We start from the raw sequence: 17,763 nt of genomic DNA, 5'->3' as shown, positions 1-17,763 counted from the left end.
GAAAGGCTCCCATGCTCTCCGAATCGACACGACAAAGCACATTGGCTTTGGCGGCTGCCTGTCTCACCTCCCTGATGTTCGGTCTGGAGATTTCCAGCATTCCCGCGGTCCTGCCGACACTGGAGCGGGTGCTTCATGCCGATTTCAAACAGCTCCAATGGGTCATGAATGCGTATACGATCGCGGTGACGACGGTGCTGATGGCCACCGGCACGCTCGCGGATCGCTATGGGCGCAAGTGCGTCTATCTGATTGCGATCGTCGCGTTTGCCGCTGCATCGCTGCTTTGCGGCCTGACCGAAAATATACTGGTGCTGATCGTTGCCAGATTTCTCCAGGGCATGAGCGGCGGGGCGATGCTGATCTGCCAGGTCGCGGTGCTATCCCATCAATTTCCGGAAGGGCGGCAACGCGCCGTTGCCTTCGGCTGGTGGGGGATCATCTTTGGCATCGGTCTGGGCTTCGGCCCGATCATCGGTGGTACGATCGTGGCTTTGTCGAGCTGGGAATGGGCCTTCCTCATCCATGTCCCGCTTGCCGTGATCGCCCTGATCCTCGCCGGGAGCGGAGTTCGCGAGTCGCGCGATCCGGAGGCCAGCAGCCTTGATCTTGCAGGGATCATCACGCTCTCGCTTGCAGTCTTCTGCCTCGCATTCTTCATTACGCAAGGCCCGGATATCGGCTTCGACAGCTGGACGGCGTTTGCGGTCGTCGGCGTGTTCGCTGCAAGCCTGATCGGCTTTGTCTTCGCCGAGCGTCTCAGCCCGAGGCCGATGTTCGACTTCACCGTCTTCCGGATCCGTAATTTTTCCGGCGCGCTGGTCGGCTCGATGGCCATGAACTTCAGCTTCTGGCCGTTCATGATCTATCTGCCGATCTATTTCCAGGCAGGGTTGGGTTATGGCAGCGTCGGCGCCGGACTGTCGCTTCTTGCCTATACGTTGCCGACGCTGGTCGTGCCGCCGGTGGCCGAACGCCTCATGCTACGTTTCCATCCAGGTCTGGTCATCCCGCTCGGCCTGTTCACGATCGGAGCGGGGTTCTTCGCCATGAAGATCGGCAGCTCGGTCGCGCATGCAAGCTGGCTGACGATGCTGCCGGGATGCGTCCTTGCCGGCATCGGATTGGGGCTGACCAATACGCCCGTGACCAACACGACGACCGGATCGGTGCCGCAGGAACGCGCGGGCATGGCGTCAGGCATCGATATGAGCGCCCGCATGATTGCGCTTGCCATTAATATCGCGCTCATGGGCCTCATTCTCGTCGAGGGAGTTCGTGCGTCTTTGAAGGCCGCGCTACCGAGCGGTACCAGTGTCGAGCTCTTACGCTCGCTGGCAGAAAGCGTCGCAGCCGGCACGGCGCTCGCGTCCGAATACAATCCCGGCGGAGCCGTCATTCAAGACGCCCTGACCCAAGGGTTCGGCTGGGTCATGCTCTATGGCGGAATGAGCGTGTGGATTCTCGCGGGCATCAGCTTTGTTGTCTTCGGCCATGGACTGCCGAGACGCGCGCCACATGGTCAAAGCTGTGTCGAAGGCGACGGACGGGCGTAGTCCGGACCGCTTTCCTTCTGCCGGGACCTCGATGGATAGCTGAGCTGATCGTCCTATCGCGCAGCTGGCTGCAGCACCATCGGTGCCAGTGGCTCCTGCGTGACATCAGCTTCCGCGCCCAGCCGCAATACGCTCGCCGCTGCCGGCACGACGGCATCGGCCATTGCTGCATGACCTTCGCCGGTGGGATGGATCGCACCGCCATAGACGGCGGAGAGAATGCCCCAGGTCGCGTCATGGATATCGGCCGGCTGGATCGCCGCCGAATAGCCCTGCGGATAGGTCATCGCCGCGAAGTAGCTGTCATTGGCGTCGCGGATCCAGCGGCCACGCGGCAAATAGGGGCGGAATTCGCTGGCGCCGCGACCGCACACCATCGGCTGCGCCGCCGCTTCGACGAGACTGGTCTCGAAGCTGTCGCCCTTGGGCGAGAAGCAGGCGCGATCGAATTCGGGATCGGATGCGGAGCGTGCGCAGAAGCCGTGATTGGCGAAACTCGCCTGATGCTGATCGACGAAGGTCATACGGTCGGCTTCGGGATTGCGGCACAGTACGCCGCCTTGACACAGCGCGATGGACTTCAGTTGCGGCAGGAATTCGGACTCGACGAAATTCGCGACATTGGCCAGCCGCTGCGGATCGGCTGAGAATGACGGATGCACGTCGAAGCCGGCCGGGCCGCCGGGGCAGGGTGCGCCATTGGCGAAAGTCGGGTTGGCGTAAGCGGCAAACACCACGCGCGACATGTCTCCGCCGAGCAGCGGCTTCAGGGCTTCCCGCACCTTGCCGAAGCTGGAGGGCAGTTCGCGGACCAGCGCGCTGCGGGAGTCCTCGACCGAGCCAAGAATGCCGCCGCGCTTGAACAGCGCACGTTCGGTGGCGTTCTCGACGATGACGTCGGCAACGAGCCCGGAGAAGTTAATGTCGTTGGCGCCGATCGACAGCAGCACGAGATCGAGCCGGCGTGCCGGCTGACGGCGCTTGGCGGCAGTGATGGCTTCGCGCAGTTCGGCGATCTGCGCGTTGACGCTGCCCGCACAGGTGCTCGCATTCTTCGTGGTGAGGCACTCACGCGCGCGCTGTCCACCCAGCAATCCGTCGGCGATGGTCGCGCCCGAACAGGCCAGCGGCAGATAGGTGACGGCGATGTGCGGATACTGCACGGCGAGCGCCAGTGCGGCGCGTGTCTGGTAGCTATAAAGCGAGCGGTGGCACGCGGCGTTGAACCACTGCGCGCCCGCGCGCTGCCAGGCCTGCAGCGACTCATAGGAGTCGCAGGAACGGCCACCTTTGAAGCCGGCACGGCTCGGCCGATAGAACTGCCCGCTGGGGCCGCCGAGATAAGAGCGGAAGCAGAAACCGTCATCGGACAGCGCAACCGGACGATCCGGATTGCCTTCACCCGAAGCAATGGAATCGCCGAGGCCCGCAATCAGGATGTCGCGGACGGCGATGTCGGCGCTGACCCGCACAGGAGCCTCGGCGCCGCTGGTAACCTCCACAGTCGCGACCGTGCGGCGACCATAGATGGCGCGGAAATTGATCGGCTCGGCGCAGTCGAGGGTGGATTGACGCGGGCCTTCGCCGTCCTCGAAGGTCCAGGCGCAGATCGCACCGACCGGCACTTCGCCGGTAAGGCGGACGGTGATCGGATGTTCGGTCGGTGTCAGGTAGCTTTCCTTGACGGTGTCGCGGGTGCAGGGCTCGCTGACCTTTCCGGCCAGATCGATGCACAGCCGGTTGACGGTGTTGCGCGCCCAGCCGCGGCCATCGCTCTGCACGCCCAAAGCCTGTTCGGCACCCAGCACGCTGCGGTTGCGCATGGCGTCGACATGGAGCTGGAAGTCACGTTCTTCGCGGAACAGTCGAAAGCGGTTGCGCACTTCCCAGGAAATCTGGATCGAACTGTTGGCCACGCCCTGCGCGGCGGCCGGTCCAACCGGCAGTGCGCCGAGCATGCCGAGCAGCAAGGCGAGGTTGATCAATGAACGTCTGAAATAAATGGGGGCCATGGCGGTGTTGAACGTCACGTATGGGGCGGAAGTAAGAAATCGATTGGCCGGACGCGCGATGTGGCGCGCCCGCGACTGATTCAACCCTGTGACTGACGCTTCAATGGCTGCTCATGCACCACGACCGGGGCGGGCTCGGTCTCGCGACGTTCATTGCGGTCATCCAGGCGGCGCCTGTGCCATGGCTGGATGACACTGAGCCAGATTTCGCGGGTGCCCATGATGCAGATCGAGATGGCGAACGGGATCATGAAATACAGGATCCGGAACATGACCACGGTGGCGACCAGCTCCTCCTGGCGGAACTGCGGTAGCGCCACCAGCAAAGCGGCGTCGAATACGCCAAGGCTGCCCGGGGCATGGCTGGCGAAGCCCAGCAGGGTGGCGAGGATGAACACCACAGCCAGCGAGACGAAATCGATATAGGGCTGATCTGGCATCAGCAGATACATGGCCAGCGCGCAGAAGCCGAGATCGACAACGCCGATGGCGATCTGCAGCAGCGTCAACTGGGCGGAGGGCAGGACGACCTTCCAGCCGTTCTGACCGAGCTCGCGGCGTTGCTTGCCGATCGACAGCCAGATCAGATAGCCGATGATGCCGGCCAGACAGCCGAACCCGATCAGCCGATTGATGGCATTGGGCAGGAGATCGATGGCCGAGGCGGCCTGCGGATGCCAGACCATGCCGATGCCGAGCACGAACAGATTGCCGAGCCAGAAGGTCAGTCCGGAGATGAAGCAGATCTTGGCGACGTCAATGGCATTCAATCCGTAGTCCGAATAGATACGGAAGCGGATGGCGCCGCCAGTGAACACGGTGGCCCCAATATTGTGGCCGATGGTGTAGCTGGTGAAGCCCGACAGCGCCGCGATCCGATATGGCACATGCTTCTTGCCGATCGTTCTGAGCGCGAAGTAATCGTAGAAGGTGAGGGTGCAGAAGGCGCCGATCACGCACAGCGTCGCCATAGCGATTTGCATCGTCGATTTTGCGGCCATCGCCGCCAGGATCTTGGCGGTATCAAGGCCCTTCAGCGTATGCACCAGATGGGAGATGGCGAGGGCGATGACGATCAGGCTTGCTACAACACCCAGCCGTTTCCAGCCGACGTGTTGCTTGAAGCCGCGCCCGAGCGCGGTCAGCAATCGTTGCATTCGTCCTCCCGGCGGAGCGCGAACAGGTGGAAAGCCGATCGGGGTAACAGGCGGCAAGCGGCGACCAATTCACTCATACGCGAAGTTCACTCATCAAGCCCAAACCCTTACGGCAAAAACGTTTCGTTGTGCAGTCCTTGACAGCGCCAGCGTTAATACCGCGCCGCAAGGTCGCCACATACCCGCGCCGGCTGCAAAGCCCTGACCCTGCACGACAATCGCACAGACAATTCCGAGCCATTCGTCCCGCATTTCATATAGGCGGGCAAGTCGAATGTTCCATGCGGCAAATCAAGACGGTCCCGGAACACGTCCCAATATCGATGGTTACCGGCCTATCGCAACCGAGCGGGACAATGCGCCGCAGCGGCCACCCCGTTCCAGAACACCGGGATTGAAACGATGGGACTGTTCACCAAGGACATCAAGACGATGGATGACCTGTTTGTGCACCAGCTGCAGGACATTTATTACGCGGAGAAGCAGCTTCTGAAGGCGCTGCCGAAAATGGCTGACAAGGCTGCAGAACCACTGTTGAAGCAGGCTTTCAAGACGCATTTGCAAGAAACCGAAGTGCATGTGCAGAGGCTTGAACAGGTCTTCGCCATGCACGGCGCCGAGGTGAAGGCGGTTACCTGCCCGGCAATCGACGGTATCATCAAGGAAGCCGACGAGACCGCCGGGGAAGTCGAGGACAAGAAGGTACTCGACGCCGCGCTGATCAATGCGGCTCAGGCCGCCGAGCACTACGAGATCGCACGGTACGGCAGCCTGATCGCGTGGGCGCGCCAGCTTGGCCGCAATGATTGCGCGGCCGTGCTGCAGAAGACGCTCGACGAGGAAAAGACCACCGACAAGAAGCTCACCTCGCTGGCCGAAGGCAAGGTCAATATGCGCGCCGCAAGCTGATCGCGGTATCAGCGATCGCGGCATAGAAACGTCGCGCGGGCAAAACCTGCGCGACTTTTTTGCTTTGCTTACGCCTTTCGCAGCGCAAAATGGGCGCCGCAGAACGCCATGACGCCGCCGAGGCCGAGGGCGGCAAGACTGGCCAGAACACCCGATGCCGTCGGTATAGCGTTGGGCGCCGAGGCCGCCTGACCGGCGCCGGCCAGAAATAGCACGCCGATGGTGATCAAAAATTGCCGCATGCGCTGCGGGATGCGACCGGATGCTGCGCTGTGCAGCAGGTTAGCGGTCACATAGCCGCCGACAAAGGCCATCGCCGCTATCAGCCACCAGGCGAAGGCCGATCCGATCGGCATGAAATTGTCGGGGTCGTTGCGCCAGAGGCCACCGAGGTCGAGGCCGAATCGCTGGCCGAGCATGTGTACGGCCAGCGCCAGCAGCAATCCTGAAATCATCGCGCCGGCCAGAATCAGGCGGCGCGGAAAAGTGGTCGTCTCGGCCATGGCAAGCTTGTAAGGGACATGCAGGCGATCGCGCAAGCAAGCGAGATCGAACAGTGCAGGGGACTTCTGTTTGCTCAAGACCCTCTTCAGGCGCAGGGACGCATCGTCTGCCGCAGAAGCGGCAGGGTCGGGGCACACCTATGCTTACAAGGCCTCCCTGATTGGCGCCGCGCATCGTTATGAATTGACCGATGAAGGTTTGTTATGGCGCACAGGTCGTCGCTCTGGTGTCTGGGCCTATGCGGATGTCGCGGCGATCCGGTTGTCCTATCGGCCGATGGGGATGCAGCACCGCCGCTTTCGCGCCGATATCGATCATGCCGACGGTCGTCACATCACGATCTTCTCGACGTCGAAACAAACCGTCGCGCTGATGGAGCCGCAGTCGGGCTACAGCGCGTTTATCCTGGAGCTACATCGACGCCTCGCTGCGGCAGGTAGTCTAGCCAGGCTGAGCTCCGGCCTGCGACCAGGTATCTACACAATGATTGTCGTGGCACTGGCTTTTGTCGGTCTCGCAATGACAGCGCTGCTCCTGCGTGCGCTGCTCACCGGCGAGTTTGCCGGCGTGGTCTTCATCATTGGCTTCTCAGTATTCTTCGGCTGGCAGATCAGCGGCTTCATCCGCCGCAACAAACCGCGCAACTACACATTCAGCAGCGTGCCGCAGGAGCTGTTGCCGTAGTCACGGCCGCACGACGAGTACCGAACATTTCGCATAGCGCACCACATGGCCGGCATTGGAGCCGAGAAAGTAAGTGCGCATGGCCGGGCGGTGCGAGGTCATCACAATGAGATCGGCCTTGATCGCCGAGGCTTCTTCGAGAATCTCGTGATAGATGCCGCCCTGTCGCACCACGCTGGAGACGCGGCTGCTGTCGATGCCGCAATCGCGTGCCACCGCAGCAAGAGCGGCCTGCGACGATTCCAGTTGCTGAGTATCGAAATCCGCCGGGACATATTCGGCCAGCATCACCGGGGTCATCGGCATTATGTTGAGCAGCCGGACGGTGGCACCGAAGGTTTGCGACAGCGTCGCGGCCTGGGCAATCGCGGGTTTGGCCACATCGGTTTCGGCCAGATCGATCGGGACCAGAATGGATTTGTACATGCGCACCTCCATCGTCGTCCGGAGAAGGATAGCACAAACCGGTTCCGATGGGCGCGGCTTATTCGCCCGCGGCGCCCTTCAGCAGTTTCGGGCTGACGAATTGCAAGAGTTTTCCATCGCGGAAGGCAACGTCGTTCCAGTCCTCGATGGGAAAGTCGATCACCACGATGCTGCCGGTTGGCAGGTTGTCGGCGACGGCTTTCCTGCCTGCGGCATCGCCGCCGCCAATCAGGCTGAGCGCCATTTCATGCAGGCCGGGATTGTGGCCGACCAGCATCAGCTGCTCTGGATCTTCCACGGCGGCGCCGCGGATCACCCCCAGCAATTCGGAGAGGCCGGCGCCATAGAGTTCATCAAGGCTGGCGACTGTCGGTTTCGCCGCCGGCATCGCCGCGGCCACGAGGCTCCAGGTCTGCTGCGCGCGGACCGCCGTGGAGACGCACACCAGGTCGGGCAGGGGCGGATTTCTGCTGAGCCAGGCGCCCATGAGAGCCGCATCCAGCCGGCCGCGGTCATCCAGCCTGCGATCGAAATCCTTGCCGCTCGGCGCGTCCGTTTCAGTCTTGGCGTGACGCAGCAGCAGTAAACGGCGCATGGCGCGATCTCGATTCGGCAAGAGCAAGAGGTAGTAGCGAGGCGAGCGGCGCGGTCGCGCCAGACGTCAGGTCTGCGGATTAATGGACATGAACCGTGAGGACAAGGTGACAAGCGCCCCACCGGTCCGTAAGAAAACGTCATGACTGTCCCTTCCGCAAGCGTGACATTTGGACCTGAGGTCGCCGACGCCGACCGCGCGCGGCTGACCTTCAGCCTCGATGTCGATGTCTGCGTGGTCGGGGCCGGGCTCGCCGGGCTCAGCATTGCGCTGGAAGCGGCGCGTCTCGGTGCAAGCGTCGCGGTGCTCGAAGGACGTTATGTCGGCTGGAACGCGTCCGGCAACCAGTTGGGAACCGTGATGCCGGGCTTTGGCCTGCCGCTCGCCGATCTGATTGCGCGTGTTGGCCTGGAGGACGCTCGTGAGTTGTGGGCGCTGTCGAAGCAGGGCGCAGAGTATGTCCGGACCCAGGCCTCGGACGACCTGATCCCCGGTCTCGGCCTGTCTGAGGGCGCGCTGGAAGTCTCCAATGTCGATGTCGGCGATCGCCTGATCGCCCGCCTGCAGATGCTCGGCGAAGATTTCGATACTGAAGTGGACGGCTGGCAGATCGACCGCGTCCGCGATGTGCTGAAAACGAAACGCTACTTTCACGGCGTGCACTATCCGAAGGCGTTCCAGATCGATGGCCGCAAATATCTGCTGGGTCTCGCAGCGCTGGCAAAACAGGCCGGTGTGCGGATCTTCGAGGACACGCCGGTGGTCAGCATCGATGCCGGCGGCATCCGCAAGCGTATCGTAACGCCGTCGGCGCGGATGCGTGCCACACACATCGTGCTGGCCGGTAATGTTCATCTCGGCGCGCCTGCGCAAAAGCTGTCGGACACGCTGTTGCCGGTGTGGCGCTATGCCGGCATCACCGAACCGCTCGGTGAGCGTCTCGCGGAGGCGGTGACGTTTCAGGGCTCGGTGAGCGATAGCGACGGGGTCGACCATTTCCGTATTGTCGACGGTGATCGGCTGATGTGGTCGAGCCCGGAAACAACCTGGGCCGGGCAGCCGGAGCGCTATGCCGGCGCCATCGCGCGTCGCATCCGCACCGTGTTTCCGGCGCTGAGCAAGGTCGCCATGGCCGAGACCTTCGGCGGCGCGCTCGGCCAGACTGTGCACGGCATGCCGCAGATCGGGCAACTCCGTCAGGGATTGTGGGTCGCCAGCGGCTTCAGCCATCGGGGCCTGAACACGACGGCGATGGCCGGGCAACTGATCGCCCGTGGCATGTATGCCTATGACGATCGCTTCAAGCTGTTCGCGCCGTTCGAACTGGTCTGGGCTGGTGGCACGACCGGGCGGGCCGTCGGCTACGCGGTCGGGCTATGGGAGCGGCAGGGCTCGGCGCTGGCCGGCACGCTGGCGCGGTACCGCGAACGGGCCGGGGCACGGGAGCGAATCCGCGAGGCGCGGCTGGCCGAGGCCAATCTGCGCGCGGGAACGAGGGGCCCGCGGCCGGGCTAGGCCGATCCACCCGGTTTGGGCGCGCAACAAAACGTGAGTAATATTCCGGAACCGGCGTGTAACTTCCGGCTCGTCCGCCCGTATTTCAAGCGAACGAGATGATTGTCTCGATTGTCAGGGAGACCAACCATGATCGACCGCCGCTTTCTTTTGACGACCGCTGCTGGCCTGGGAGGATTGCTGTCGCTGAAATGGCTGACGGCTTCGCCGGCGCGGGCTGCCTCGGACGAGAAGTTCGAGGTCATGAAGACCGATGAGGAATGGCGCAAGCAGCTGACGCCGCAGCAATACGAGATCCTGCGCAAGGAAGGCACCGAGCGGCCGTTTTCGAGCCCGCTGAACAAGGAAAAGCGCAAGGGCACCTTCGCCTGCGCCGGCTGCGACAATCCGCTGTTCTCGTCGGAGACCAAGTTCGAGAGCGGCACCGGCTGGCCGAGTTTCTGGCAGCCGCTGCAGAATGCTGTGGGCGAGCGCAAGGATTCGACGCTCGGCATGGTTCGCACCGAGATCCACTGCCGTCGCTGCGGCGGTCATCTTGGTCACGTTTTCGATGACGGCCCGAAGCCGACCGGCCTGCGCTACTGCATGGACGGCTTCGCGATGATTTTCAAACCGGCCGCGCCGTCGGCGACCTGAGCAACTACGCAGAACCCGGCGAAATCAGGCGCCGATCCGGCAATTATTTCCCTGCTAGGCAATTGTGCCCCGGTCCATGGACCGGGGTTCTTTGTTTAGTGCATTGAATTCGTTGAATTTATCCCCTTGGCACGGGGCTTGCGACATCTCCTCCGACAGCGGCTGTGAATTTGGCACCATCCGGCGGGCCGCCCGGATCGAAGTTGGAGACGATGTAATGGGTATCTTCGGCGCTCTCACCACGTCCGTTGCGGGCCTGCGGGCGAACTCCTATGCGCTGGAAAACATTTCCGGCAACATCGCGAACTCGCAGACCACCGCTTTCAAGCGGATCGATACCAGCTTCCTCGACCTCATTCCTGATGCCGGCACATCCGCACAGGTGGCCGGCAGCGTGACGGCGCAATCGCGCAGCACCAACACCATCGCGGGTTCGGTGCAGTCGTCTTCGGTTGCGACTTACATGGCGATCAACGGCGACGGCTTCTTTGCGGTGCAGAAGCCGGGCAACGTCTCCGACTCCACGCCGATCTTTGACGGCGTCAACAAATACACCCGTCGCGGCGACTTCTCGCTCGACAAGAACGGCTATCTCGTCAACGGCGCAGGCTACTATCTGCAGGGCGTCAAGATCGATCCCTCGACCGGCAACCCGGCCGGCAGTACGCCGGAAGTGCTGCGCTTCCAGAATGACTTCCTGCCGTCGCAGGCCACCACCAAGATCGACTACCGCGCCAACCTCGCCAGTTATCCGCTGACCACCAAGCATCAGACGTCGGTGCCCGGTTCCGAATTGCTGCGATCGGCCGACTTCGTGTCGAACCCGCGCGTGCTGGGCACTGCGGCAACGCCCTTCGGGAATACGGCTGTTCCCGGCAACGCGCGCAACAATTTCGCGACGACGCCGGCGCCGATCTCGGCGAATACCAAACTCGCGCCCGTATCCGGCAGCGATACGCTGCCGGTCGGCTTTGCCAACGGCGATACGCTCGTGCTGAAGACCACCAGTGCCGGTGTCACCACGACCAAGACGCTTTCGTTCTACACGGGCGCCGTTGCTCCTGCGGCTGTACCAGGCACGACCTTTATCCCTATCGATACGGCCACTGTCGGCGACGTGCTCACCGCCATCGACACCGCGACCGGCAATGCGTCGCCGCTATCGAGCGTGTCCGCCACCGGCGTGATCACGTTGAACTCCGGTACGGCGAACGACTTTACGCTGGCGGCAGGTTCGACGACCACGGCGGTCGCCGCATTCCAGGCCCTGGGTTTCACCGGCACCGTTACCGGCCTTCGTTCGGGCGGCGGCACGGCGGGCACCGGCGTCGTGATCGGCAGTGACTCCCAGACCTTCCTCGATGAATCGATCAGCGGTGGCGCCAAGACGGTCTATGATGGCAACGGTGCACCGGTCAGCCTGCAATTCAGGTGGGCGAAGGTCGAGTCCGCCACGCAGGGCGGAACGGATACCTGGAACCTGTTCTATCAGACCGATCCAGCGGCCACGGGTGCAAGCCCTGCCTGGCAGAATGTCGGCACCGACTTCAAGTTCGGCCCGAACGGCCAGATGCAGCCGGTTGTTGGCCAGATCACGCTGACCGGCCTGACCGTCAGCGGCAAGAGCCTTGGTAATGTCACCATGGCGTTCGGCACGGGCGGTCTCACGCAATTTGCCGACACCAACGGCAACGTCCAGGTCAATCAGCTCGAGCAGGACGGCTACGCTGCGGGTCAGCTTCAGAGCGTGTCGGTCAGCAATGAAGGCCGCGTGGTCGGCAGCTACTCCAACGGCCGCAACATCGATCTTGCCGAAGTCAGCATTGCCACCTTCAACGGCGCCAACTTCCTCAAGCGCATCGATGGCGGCGCGTTCGAGACCACCAACGAATCCGGCGAAGCGCTGTACGGCAAGGGTGGCAGTATTTCCGGCTCGTCGCTGGAGTCGTCGAACACCGACATCGCCGACGAATTCACCAAGCTCATCGTCACCCAGCAGGCCTATTCGGCCAATACCAAGGTGATCACGACCACCAACACCATGGTTCAGGATCTGCTGAACGTGATGCGTTAATCGCAAGGCCGCATCTGCGGCCTTCTTCCCGCGTGAACCTTGAGAGCGACAGTTAGTTATGAGTCTGAACGACGCACTCTCCATCGCCATGTCCGGCCTGCGCGCCAATCAGGCCGCGATGTCGCTGGTCTCCTCGAATGTGGCCAATGCGGAAACGCCTGGCTACATTCGCAAGTCGACGGATCAGGTCGCAGTCAATTCCGGCAACGGCAGCAGCGTCCGCACCGTCGGCGTCAATCGCGAACTCGATCAGTATATCCAGGCGCAGCTCCGCACCGAAACGTCGGGCGCGGGCTATGCTTCGCTCCGTTCGAGCTTCCTGCAGCAGATGCAGAGCCTCTATGGCGATCCTGGTTCAGTCGGCTCGCTCGAATATTCCTTCAATGCCCTGACGACAGCAGTGCAGGCGCTGTCAACGAGCGCGGACAGTCAGTCGGCGCGGATCGGCGTGCTCAACGCTGCGCAGACACTCGCGCAACAATTGAATTCGATGACGCAGGGTATTCAGAACCTGCGCAGCTCGGCGGAAAGCGGCATCAAGGATTCGGTGACGACCGCCAACACTCTGATGAAGCAGATTGCCAAGATCAACAATCAGTTGACGGCCAATCCGCAAGGCGGAACATCGACGGATTCCAACACCGCCGCGCTGCTCGATCAGCGCGATCAATATGTCACGCAGCTGTCGCAGCTGATGGATATCCGCGTCACCACCAATGGTGCCAACCAGGTCACCATCTTCACCGGTTCCGGTGTGCAGCTGGTGGGCAACGAAGCGGCGACTCTGGCGTTCAATGCCCAAGGCACAGTATCGGCCGACACGACGTGGAGCGCGGATCCCAGCAAGAGCAATCTCGGCTCGGTGGTGATCGAGTTTCCGAACGGCGGATCGATCGACCTGACTGCTGCCGGTGCTATCAAGTCGGGCACGATCGCCGCATATACCGAACTTCGCGACAAGACGCTTGTCGAGGCGCAGAACCAGCTTGATCAGTTCGCAGCATCGATCTCGAGCGCGCTCTCGGACAAGACGACGGCGGGAAGCGTGTTCCCGGCACCGACGGTGCCGCCGACGACGCTGCCGCCGGGAACGCCGACCGGCTTCACGCTCGACGTATCGCAAATGAAGCCGGGCAATGTCATTCACTTCACGTATACGGATACGGCGACCAACACGCAGCGCGAAATTTCGTTCATGCGGGTCGATGATCCCAGCGTGCTGCCGCTGCCGAACACGGCAACAACCAATCCGAATGATACCGTCATCGGCCTCGATTTTTCTTCGGGCTTCGGCTCGGTTCTGAATCAGTTGAACGCGGCGCTTGGCGGCCAGGCTACGTTCTCCGGCACGGCCGGTGCGCTCACCGTCGTCAACAATCCCGCATTCGCCAACATCAATGCGGCGTCGGTGACGGTTACGCAAGGTCCCACTGATCTAAGCAACGGCAGCCCGGAGCTGGCGTTGTTCACTGACAACGGCGCCGCCTATAGCGGTGGCATCAGCAAGAACGGTTCGCAGATGACCGGTCTCGCCGGCCGGCTGACGATCAACAATGCGATCGTCGCCGACCCTTCCAAGCTGGTGGTTTATAGCGGATCGACGGCAGCAGGCGACACGACGCGGTCGGCCCTCCTGCTCAACCAGTTGAACAATGCCAGTTTCACTTATTCGCCGGCGACGGGAACGGGCAGCGATACGGCACCGTTCAAGGGGACGCTGTCGAGCTATATGCGCCAGTTCGTCGGGCAACAGGGCGCTGCGGCGGATTCCGCCAAGCAACTCGCGGATGGCCAGAACGTCGTTCTCAACACACTCGACAAGAAGATGGCAGACGCGTCCGGCGTGAATATGGATGACGAGATGGCGCATCTGCTGTCGCTGCAGAACGCCTATTCGGCCAATGCGCGCGTGATGTCGACGGTCAACGAATTGTACAAAACCCTGATGCAGGCATTCTGAGGTAATCATGACGATCAGCGGTGTCGGCTCACGCACATCCTATATCGGATCCGGAATTACCAATCTGCGCGATCAGCTCGACGCGCTGACGCAGCAGCTGTCGAGCGGCAAGATTTCCAACACCTATGCAGGGCAGGGCAGCGGTCGCAGTCTCGCGATCGCGCTGCGCGCGCAGATCAGCAATGTCGCGGCCTATGCCGATACTGCCGTCAATCTGAACACGCGCATCGGCGTCGCAAATCTGTCGCTGCAGCGGCTGGTGGCGATCGGATCGGATGTGAAAGGCGCCGCGGTCAGCGCTGGCGGCAATTTCGACAATACCGGTCAGACGCCAGGGCAGAAGACGGCTTCGCTCGGCTTCTTCGATTCCGTCGATATGCTGAATGCGCGGTCGGGCGACCGCTACCTGTTCTCCGGCCGCGCCACCGATACGGCGCCGGTCGCTCCCGCGGACCAGATCATGAATGGCAATGGTGCGCTCGTCGCCGGCCTCAAGCAGGTGATCGCCGAGCGCAAGACGGCCGATCTCGGCGTCAACGCAAACGGGCGCGTTGGCAGCGCAGTCGGAACCCCGGTGACCTCGGTGGTGATCTCCGAAGAGGATGCGACGCCGGCACCGCCGGCTGCAGCGCAGCCGTTCGGCATGAAGGTCACGGGTGTGTCCACCACGATTGCCGGTGCGACGGTCACCCAGCCGGTCGATCTGCCCGCGACCGTTCCGCCGACGCCGCCGGCAACGCCCGTGCAGAAATCGATGTCGATCGATCTCGGGGCGACCAACCCGAATGTCGGCGATCAGGTGAAGTTCACTTTCACGATGCCGGATGGCACGAAGGAAGACATCGTCCTGACGGCGTCGGACCAGACGCCGCTGCCGGCCAATTCGTTCCTGATCGATCCCGGTCAGCCGAACGCCGTTCCGCCGGTGGCGCCGTCATCGACGGTCACCGCAGCGAATCTCAATGCCGTGCTCGGCACGGCCATGAAGGATCTCGCCAACGGGCCGATGGTGGCGGCGTCCGCGATCGAGGCCGGCGACAATTTCTTCGACCAGCCGCCGCTGCGCGTCGGCTCGACGCCGCTCGGCTCTGCGACCACGCTCGTTGCCGGCACGGCCGACAATACCGTGATCTGGTATCAGGGCGAGCAGAACACGGCCGCCAACGGCTCGGCCCGCGGATCGGCAGTCTCCCAGGTCGATACATCGATCAAGGTGCAATATGGCGCGCGTGCCGACGAGCAGGCCCTGCGCGCGCAACTGCAGACCGTCGCGGTGTTCGCGGCCGTGGCCGTCGATCCGGCACAACTCAGCAATGCGACCTATGCAAAGAGCGCCAATGCGCAGATCGCGGCGCTGAACCAGCGCGTGGCGCAAAACCTGGCGAATATCCCCGGTCAGCAGACGATTCAGGACATCCAGGCCGACTTCGCCGGAGCGCAGGCGTCGATCAAGTCGACCACGGATCGTCAGGTTCAGACCAAGGCGATGGCCCAGACGATGCTCGACTCCATCGAGGGCATCAATGACGACGAGGTCGCGACCAAAATTCTGGCGCTGCAGACCGCTTTGCAGGCCTCGTATCAGACAACGTCAAATCTTTATCAGATGAGCTTGGTTAAGTTTCTTTAACGGGTTGCTTCGTGTTTACAACTTCGCCGGGTTTTGGCCACCTCGCCAAAGTCCGGGAGGCCAACCTCCCAGCTACACAAAAAGCACTGATAACAAATGACAAAGCCCGACTTTCACGAGTTGGGCTTTGTCATTTTCAGGGCGGGTATAGGTAATTAAATACACGCATAAGGAGCATCGAATCCGCGCAGTTCCCTTTACGCAATTTTAGAACCTCAGCGTCATCTTCCCGATACCGACCAAGAAGGTCGTTCGTTGTGTCTACCAGGAAGGTAACCAAACATGTCCGGCATTACACTCTCGGCTTCCGTTCGTCAGAACCTGCTCTCGCTGCAGTCGACCGCGGATCTTCTCTCCACCACCCAGAACCGCCTCGCGACCGGCAACAAGGTCAACTCGGCGCTCGACAATCCCACCAACTTCTTCACCGCGCAGGGCCTGAACAACCGCGCTGGCGACATCAACAACCTGCTCGATGGTATCGGCAACGGCGTGCAGATCCTGCAGGCTGCCAATACCGGCATCACCTCGCTGCAGAAGCTCGTTGACTCCGCCAAGTCGATTGCCAACCAGGCGCTGCAGGCGACCTCGGGCTATTCGACCAAGTCCCAGGCTACTGCGACGATTACCGGCGCGACCGCTGACAATCTGCTCGGCACGCCCGACGTGGCAGCAACGCTCACCGGTTCAGCTGCTGGTACGCTCGCTACCGGCGGGGCTCTTACTGGTGCGACCGGCGGTAGCTTCGTTGCTGGCGACTCTTTCAGTGTTAATGGAACGACCATCAAGGTTGTGGCGCTCGGCACCACCGTCAATGCCAACACGACCGATACCGATGGCTCGATCCTTCTGAACACCACTGCAACCGCTCCTGCTACCTCGACCGATATGACCGATGCCATCAAGACGGCACTCGGTGGCGGCTCTGCAGCCGCTTCCATCACCGCCAGCAAGGTTACACTCACTGGCGCCAACGGCACGGACAGCATCGTTCTGGGCGGTAGTGCCTCTGTTCTGGCCAAGCTGGGTCTCACCGCTGGAACGACGGCGGCGACGAGCTCCCACGTTGGCGAAACCCTGAAGATCGGTGCTCTCGATGGCAGCGCTGCTCAGACGATCACTTTCGGCACCGGCGCAGGACAGGTCAAGACGCTCGACGACCTGAACAAGAAGCTGGCTGACAGCAACCTGCAGGCATCGATCGACGACAAGACCGGCAAGCTGACCATCACCACGACCAACGACGAGGCCTCGTTCGACTTCACGAAGGGTACGAGCATCTTCTCCGGTACGGCTGCTGCTTCTGGCAAGCTGTTCGGCGCCGCTCTGTCGCTGAGCGGTCCGGTTGCCGACGTCAACGCGCAGAACACCCGTGCTGGCCTGGTTGCCCAGTACAACACGGTGATCGATCAGATCAAGACGACTGCGGCTGACGCATCCTTCAACGGCGTCAACCTGCTCAACGGCGACACGCTGGCTCTCACCTTCAACGAGACCGGCAAGTCCAAGCTGAGCATCACGGGCGTGACCTTCGATCCGTCGGGCCTCGGCCTGGCGTCGCTGACCAAGGGCACTGACTTCCTCGACAATGCTGCCACCAACAAGCTGCTGACCGGTTTGAACAACGCCAGCTCCAAGCTTCGTTCGCAGGCTTCGGCCTTCGGTTCGAACCTGTCGGTCGTGCAGATGCGTCAGGACTTCTCGAAGCAGATGATCAACGTGCTGCAGACCGGTGCGTCGAGCCTCACGCTCGCCGACACCAACGAGGAAGCCGCCAACAGCCAGGCGCTGTCGACCCGTCAGTCGATCGCCGTCTCCGCGCTGTCGCTGGCGAACCAGTCGCAGCAGGGCGTTCTCCAGCTGCTCCGCTAAACTTCAGCGGACTAGTCGAAACAGAAGGCGGCGGGGCAGAAAGCCCCGCCGTTTTTCGTTGTCCGATCGTCGCAAAGGCCCGGAAAGCTCAAGCTTTCCGGGCCTTTGCCGTTTTGGGACAGTTTTACGAAAGCCTTAATCCGCTGTTAACCATATCTTAAATGGTCGTCGGTCATATTCGGCCTGAGTAGGAAGAAGGTAGGCCGAGAATCGGCCGCGTTAATCCGGGCATT

General features: G+C 62.1%; 14 protein-coding genes. 9 read left to right on the top strand and 5 right to left on the bottom strand.

Going from position 1 to position 17,763, the window contains the following annotated elements:
- Positions 1–11 precede the first annotated feature (11 nt).
- Positions 12–1,556, top strand: a complete 1,545-nt coding sequence (locus HP556_RS08165; protein WP_175366572.1) for an MFS transporter — start codon at positions 12–14, stop codon at positions 1,554–1,556.
- Positions 1,557–1,609: 53 nt separating this feature from the next.
- Here HP556_RS08165 and HP556_RS08160 read toward each other — a convergent pair whose 3' ends face one another.
- Together HP556_RS08160 and HP556_RS08155 are read right to left on the bottom strand one after the other, a co-directional pair.
- Complete coding sequence (locus HP556_RS08160; protein ID WP_246297513.1) at positions 1,610–3,514, bottom strand: SGNH/GDSL hydrolase family protein; 1,905 nt, start codon at positions 3,512–3,514, stop codon at positions 1,610–1,612.
- A 134-nt stretch (positions 3,515–3,648) separates the two neighbouring features.
- The gene (locus tag HP556_RS08155; RefSeq protein ID WP_175366570.1) at positions 3,649–4,725 is read right to left on the bottom strand and encodes a lysylphosphatidylglycerol synthase transmembrane domain-containing protein; all 1,077 of its coding nucleotides are present in this window, start codon (positions 4,723–4,725) and stop codon (positions 3,649–3,651) included.
- A 402-nt stretch (positions 4,726–5,127) separates the two neighbouring features.
- On the opposite strand from HP556_RS08155, the gene HP556_RS08150 reads away from it, so the two are divergent.
- A complete protein-coding gene (locus HP556_RS08150) occupies positions 5,128–5,634 on the top strand; it encodes a YciE/YciF ferroxidase family protein (RefSeq protein WP_068735594.1) in 507 nt (168 codons plus the stop codon).
- A 68-nt stretch (positions 5,635–5,702) separates the two neighbouring features.
- Here the strand turns inward: HP556_RS08150 and HP556_RS08145 are convergent, their stop codons facing one another.
- Positions 5,703–6,137, bottom strand: a complete 435-nt coding sequence (locus tag HP556_RS08145) for a hypothetical protein (RefSeq protein ID WP_089265199.1) — start codon at positions 6,135–6,137, stop codon at positions 5,703–5,705.
- Positions 6,138–6,207: 70 nt separating this feature from the next.
- Here HP556_RS08145 and HP556_RS08140 point away from each other — a divergent pair, with 70 nt between their 5' ends.
- A complete protein-coding gene (locus HP556_RS08140) occupies positions 6,208–6,822 on the top strand; it encodes a hypothetical protein (protein WP_175366569.1) in 615 nt (204 codons plus the stop codon).
- Here the strand turns inward: HP556_RS08140 and HP556_RS08135 are convergent, their stop codons facing one another.
- Together HP556_RS08135 and HP556_RS08130 are read right to left on the bottom strand one after the other, a co-directional pair.
- On the bottom strand, positions 6,823–7,248 hold the full coding sequence (locus tag HP556_RS08135; protein WP_093757305.1) for a universal stress protein: 426 nt from the start codon (positions 7,246–7,248) through the stop codon (positions 6,823–6,825).
- A gap of 58 nt (positions 7,249–7,306) precedes the next feature.
- Positions 7,307–7,843, bottom strand: a complete 537-nt coding sequence (locus tag HP556_RS08130; protein WP_175366568.1) for a SixA phosphatase family protein — start codon at positions 7,841–7,843, stop codon at positions 7,307–7,309.
- A gap of 141 nt (positions 7,844–7,984) precedes the next feature.
- On the opposite strand from HP556_RS08130, the gene HP556_RS08125 reads away from it, so the two are divergent.
- The 6 genes from HP556_RS08125 (at position 7,985) to HP556_RS08100 (ending at position 17,530) form a co-directional block, all read left to right on the top strand.
- Positions 7,985–9,358 (top strand): NAD(P)/FAD-dependent oxidoreductase, encoded by a 1,374-nt coding sequence (locus HP556_RS08125; protein WP_175366567.1) that lies wholly within the window; start codon positions 7,985–7,987, stop codon positions 9,356–9,358.
- A 129-nt stretch (positions 9,359–9,487) separates the two neighbouring features.
- Positions 9,488–9,994 (top strand): peptide-methionine (R)-S-oxide reductase MsrB, encoded by a 507-nt coding sequence (gene msrB, locus HP556_RS08120; protein ID WP_093756628.1) that lies wholly within the window; start codon positions 9,488–9,490, stop codon positions 9,992–9,994.
- 217 nt (positions 9,995–10,211) lie between these two features.
- Positions 10,212–12,068: a flagellar hook-basal body complex protein gene (locus tag HP556_RS08115; protein WP_175366566.1), complete on the top strand. Its 1,857-nt coding sequence runs from the start codon at positions 10,212–10,214 to the stop codon at positions 12,066–12,068.
- Positions 12,069–12,126: 58 nt separating this feature from the next.
- On the top strand, positions 12,127–14,028 hold the full coding sequence (gene flgK / locus HP556_RS08110) for a flagellar hook-associated protein FlgK (protein WP_089265193.1): 1,902 nt from the start codon (positions 12,127–12,129) through the stop codon (positions 14,026–14,028).
- Between the two features lie 7 nt (positions 14,029–14,035).
- Positions 14,036–15,658 carry a flagellar biosynthesis protein FlgL gene (locus HP556_RS08105; protein WP_175366565.1) on the top strand — a complete coding sequence of 541 codons (1,623 nt, stop codon included), beginning with the start codon at positions 14,036–14,038 and terminating at the stop codon, positions 15,656–15,658.
- A gap of 282 nt (positions 15,659–15,940) precedes the next feature.
- Entirely contained in the window at positions 15,941–17,530 is a 1,590-nt protein-coding gene (locus tag HP556_RS08100; protein ID WP_175366564.1) for a flagellin N-terminal helical domain-containing protein, read from the top strand.
- Positions 17,531–17,763: the final 233 nt, after the last annotated feature.

This window comes from Tardiphaga robiniae (genome assembly GCF_013359755.1).
GTDB classification, from domain to species: domain Bacteria; phylum Pseudomonadota; class Alphaproteobacteria; order Rhizobiales; family Xanthobacteraceae; genus Tardiphaga; species Tardiphaga robiniae.
The sequence above is the reverse complement of the archived record's forward strand: the minus strand, read 5'-3'. Positions and strand labels throughout refer to the sequence as shown.

Bases quoted from the DNA above. Each gene is read 5' to 3' on its own strand.
- HP556_RS08165 (WP_175366572.1), top strand. From the start codon at position 12: ATGCTCTCCGAATCGACACGACAAAGCACATTGGCTTTGGCGGCTGCC.
- HP556_RS08160 (WP_246297513.1), bottom strand. From the start codon at position 3,514: ATGCTCGGCGCACTGCCGGTTGGACCGGCCGCCGCGCAGGGCGTGGCC.
- HP556_RS08155 (WP_175366570.1), bottom strand. From the start codon at position 4,725: ATGCAACGATTGCTGACCGCGCTCGGGCGCGGCTTCAAGCAACACGTC.
- HP556_RS08150 (WP_068735594.1), top strand. From the start codon at position 5,128: ATGGGACTGTTCACCAAGGACATCAAGACGATGGATGACCTGTTTGTG.
- HP556_RS08145 (WP_089265199.1), bottom strand. From the start codon at position 6,137: ATGGCCGAGACGACCACTTTTCCGCGCCGCCTGATTCTGGCCGGCGCG.
- HP556_RS08135 (WP_093757305.1), bottom strand. From the start codon at position 7,248: ATGTACAAATCCATTCTGGTCCCGATCGATCTGGCCGAAACCGATGTG.
- HP556_RS08130 (WP_175366568.1), bottom strand. From the start codon at position 7,843: ATGCGCCGTTTACTGCTGCTGCGTCACGCCAAGACTGAAACGGACGCG.
- HP556_RS08125 (WP_175366567.1), top strand. From the start codon at position 7,985: ATGACTGTCCCTTCCGCAAGCGTGACATTTGGACCTGAGGTCGCCGAC.
- msrB (WP_093756628.1), top strand. From the start codon at position 9,488: ATGATCGACCGCCGCTTTCTTTTGACGACCGCTGCTGGCCTGGGAGGA.
- HP556_RS08115 (WP_175366566.1), top strand. From the start codon at position 10,212: ATGGGTATCTTCGGCGCTCTCACCACGTCCGTTGCGGGCCTGCGGGCG.
- flgK (WP_089265193.1), top strand. From the start codon at position 12,127: ATGAGTCTGAACGACGCACTCTCCATCGCCATGTCCGGCCTGCGCGCC.
- HP556_RS08105 (WP_175366565.1), top strand. From the start codon at position 14,036: ATGACGATCAGCGGTGTCGGCTCACGCACATCCTATATCGGATCCGGA.
- HP556_RS08100 (WP_175366564.1), top strand. From the start codon at position 15,941: ATGTCCGGCATTACACTCTCGGCTTCCGTTCGTCAGAACCTGCTCTCG.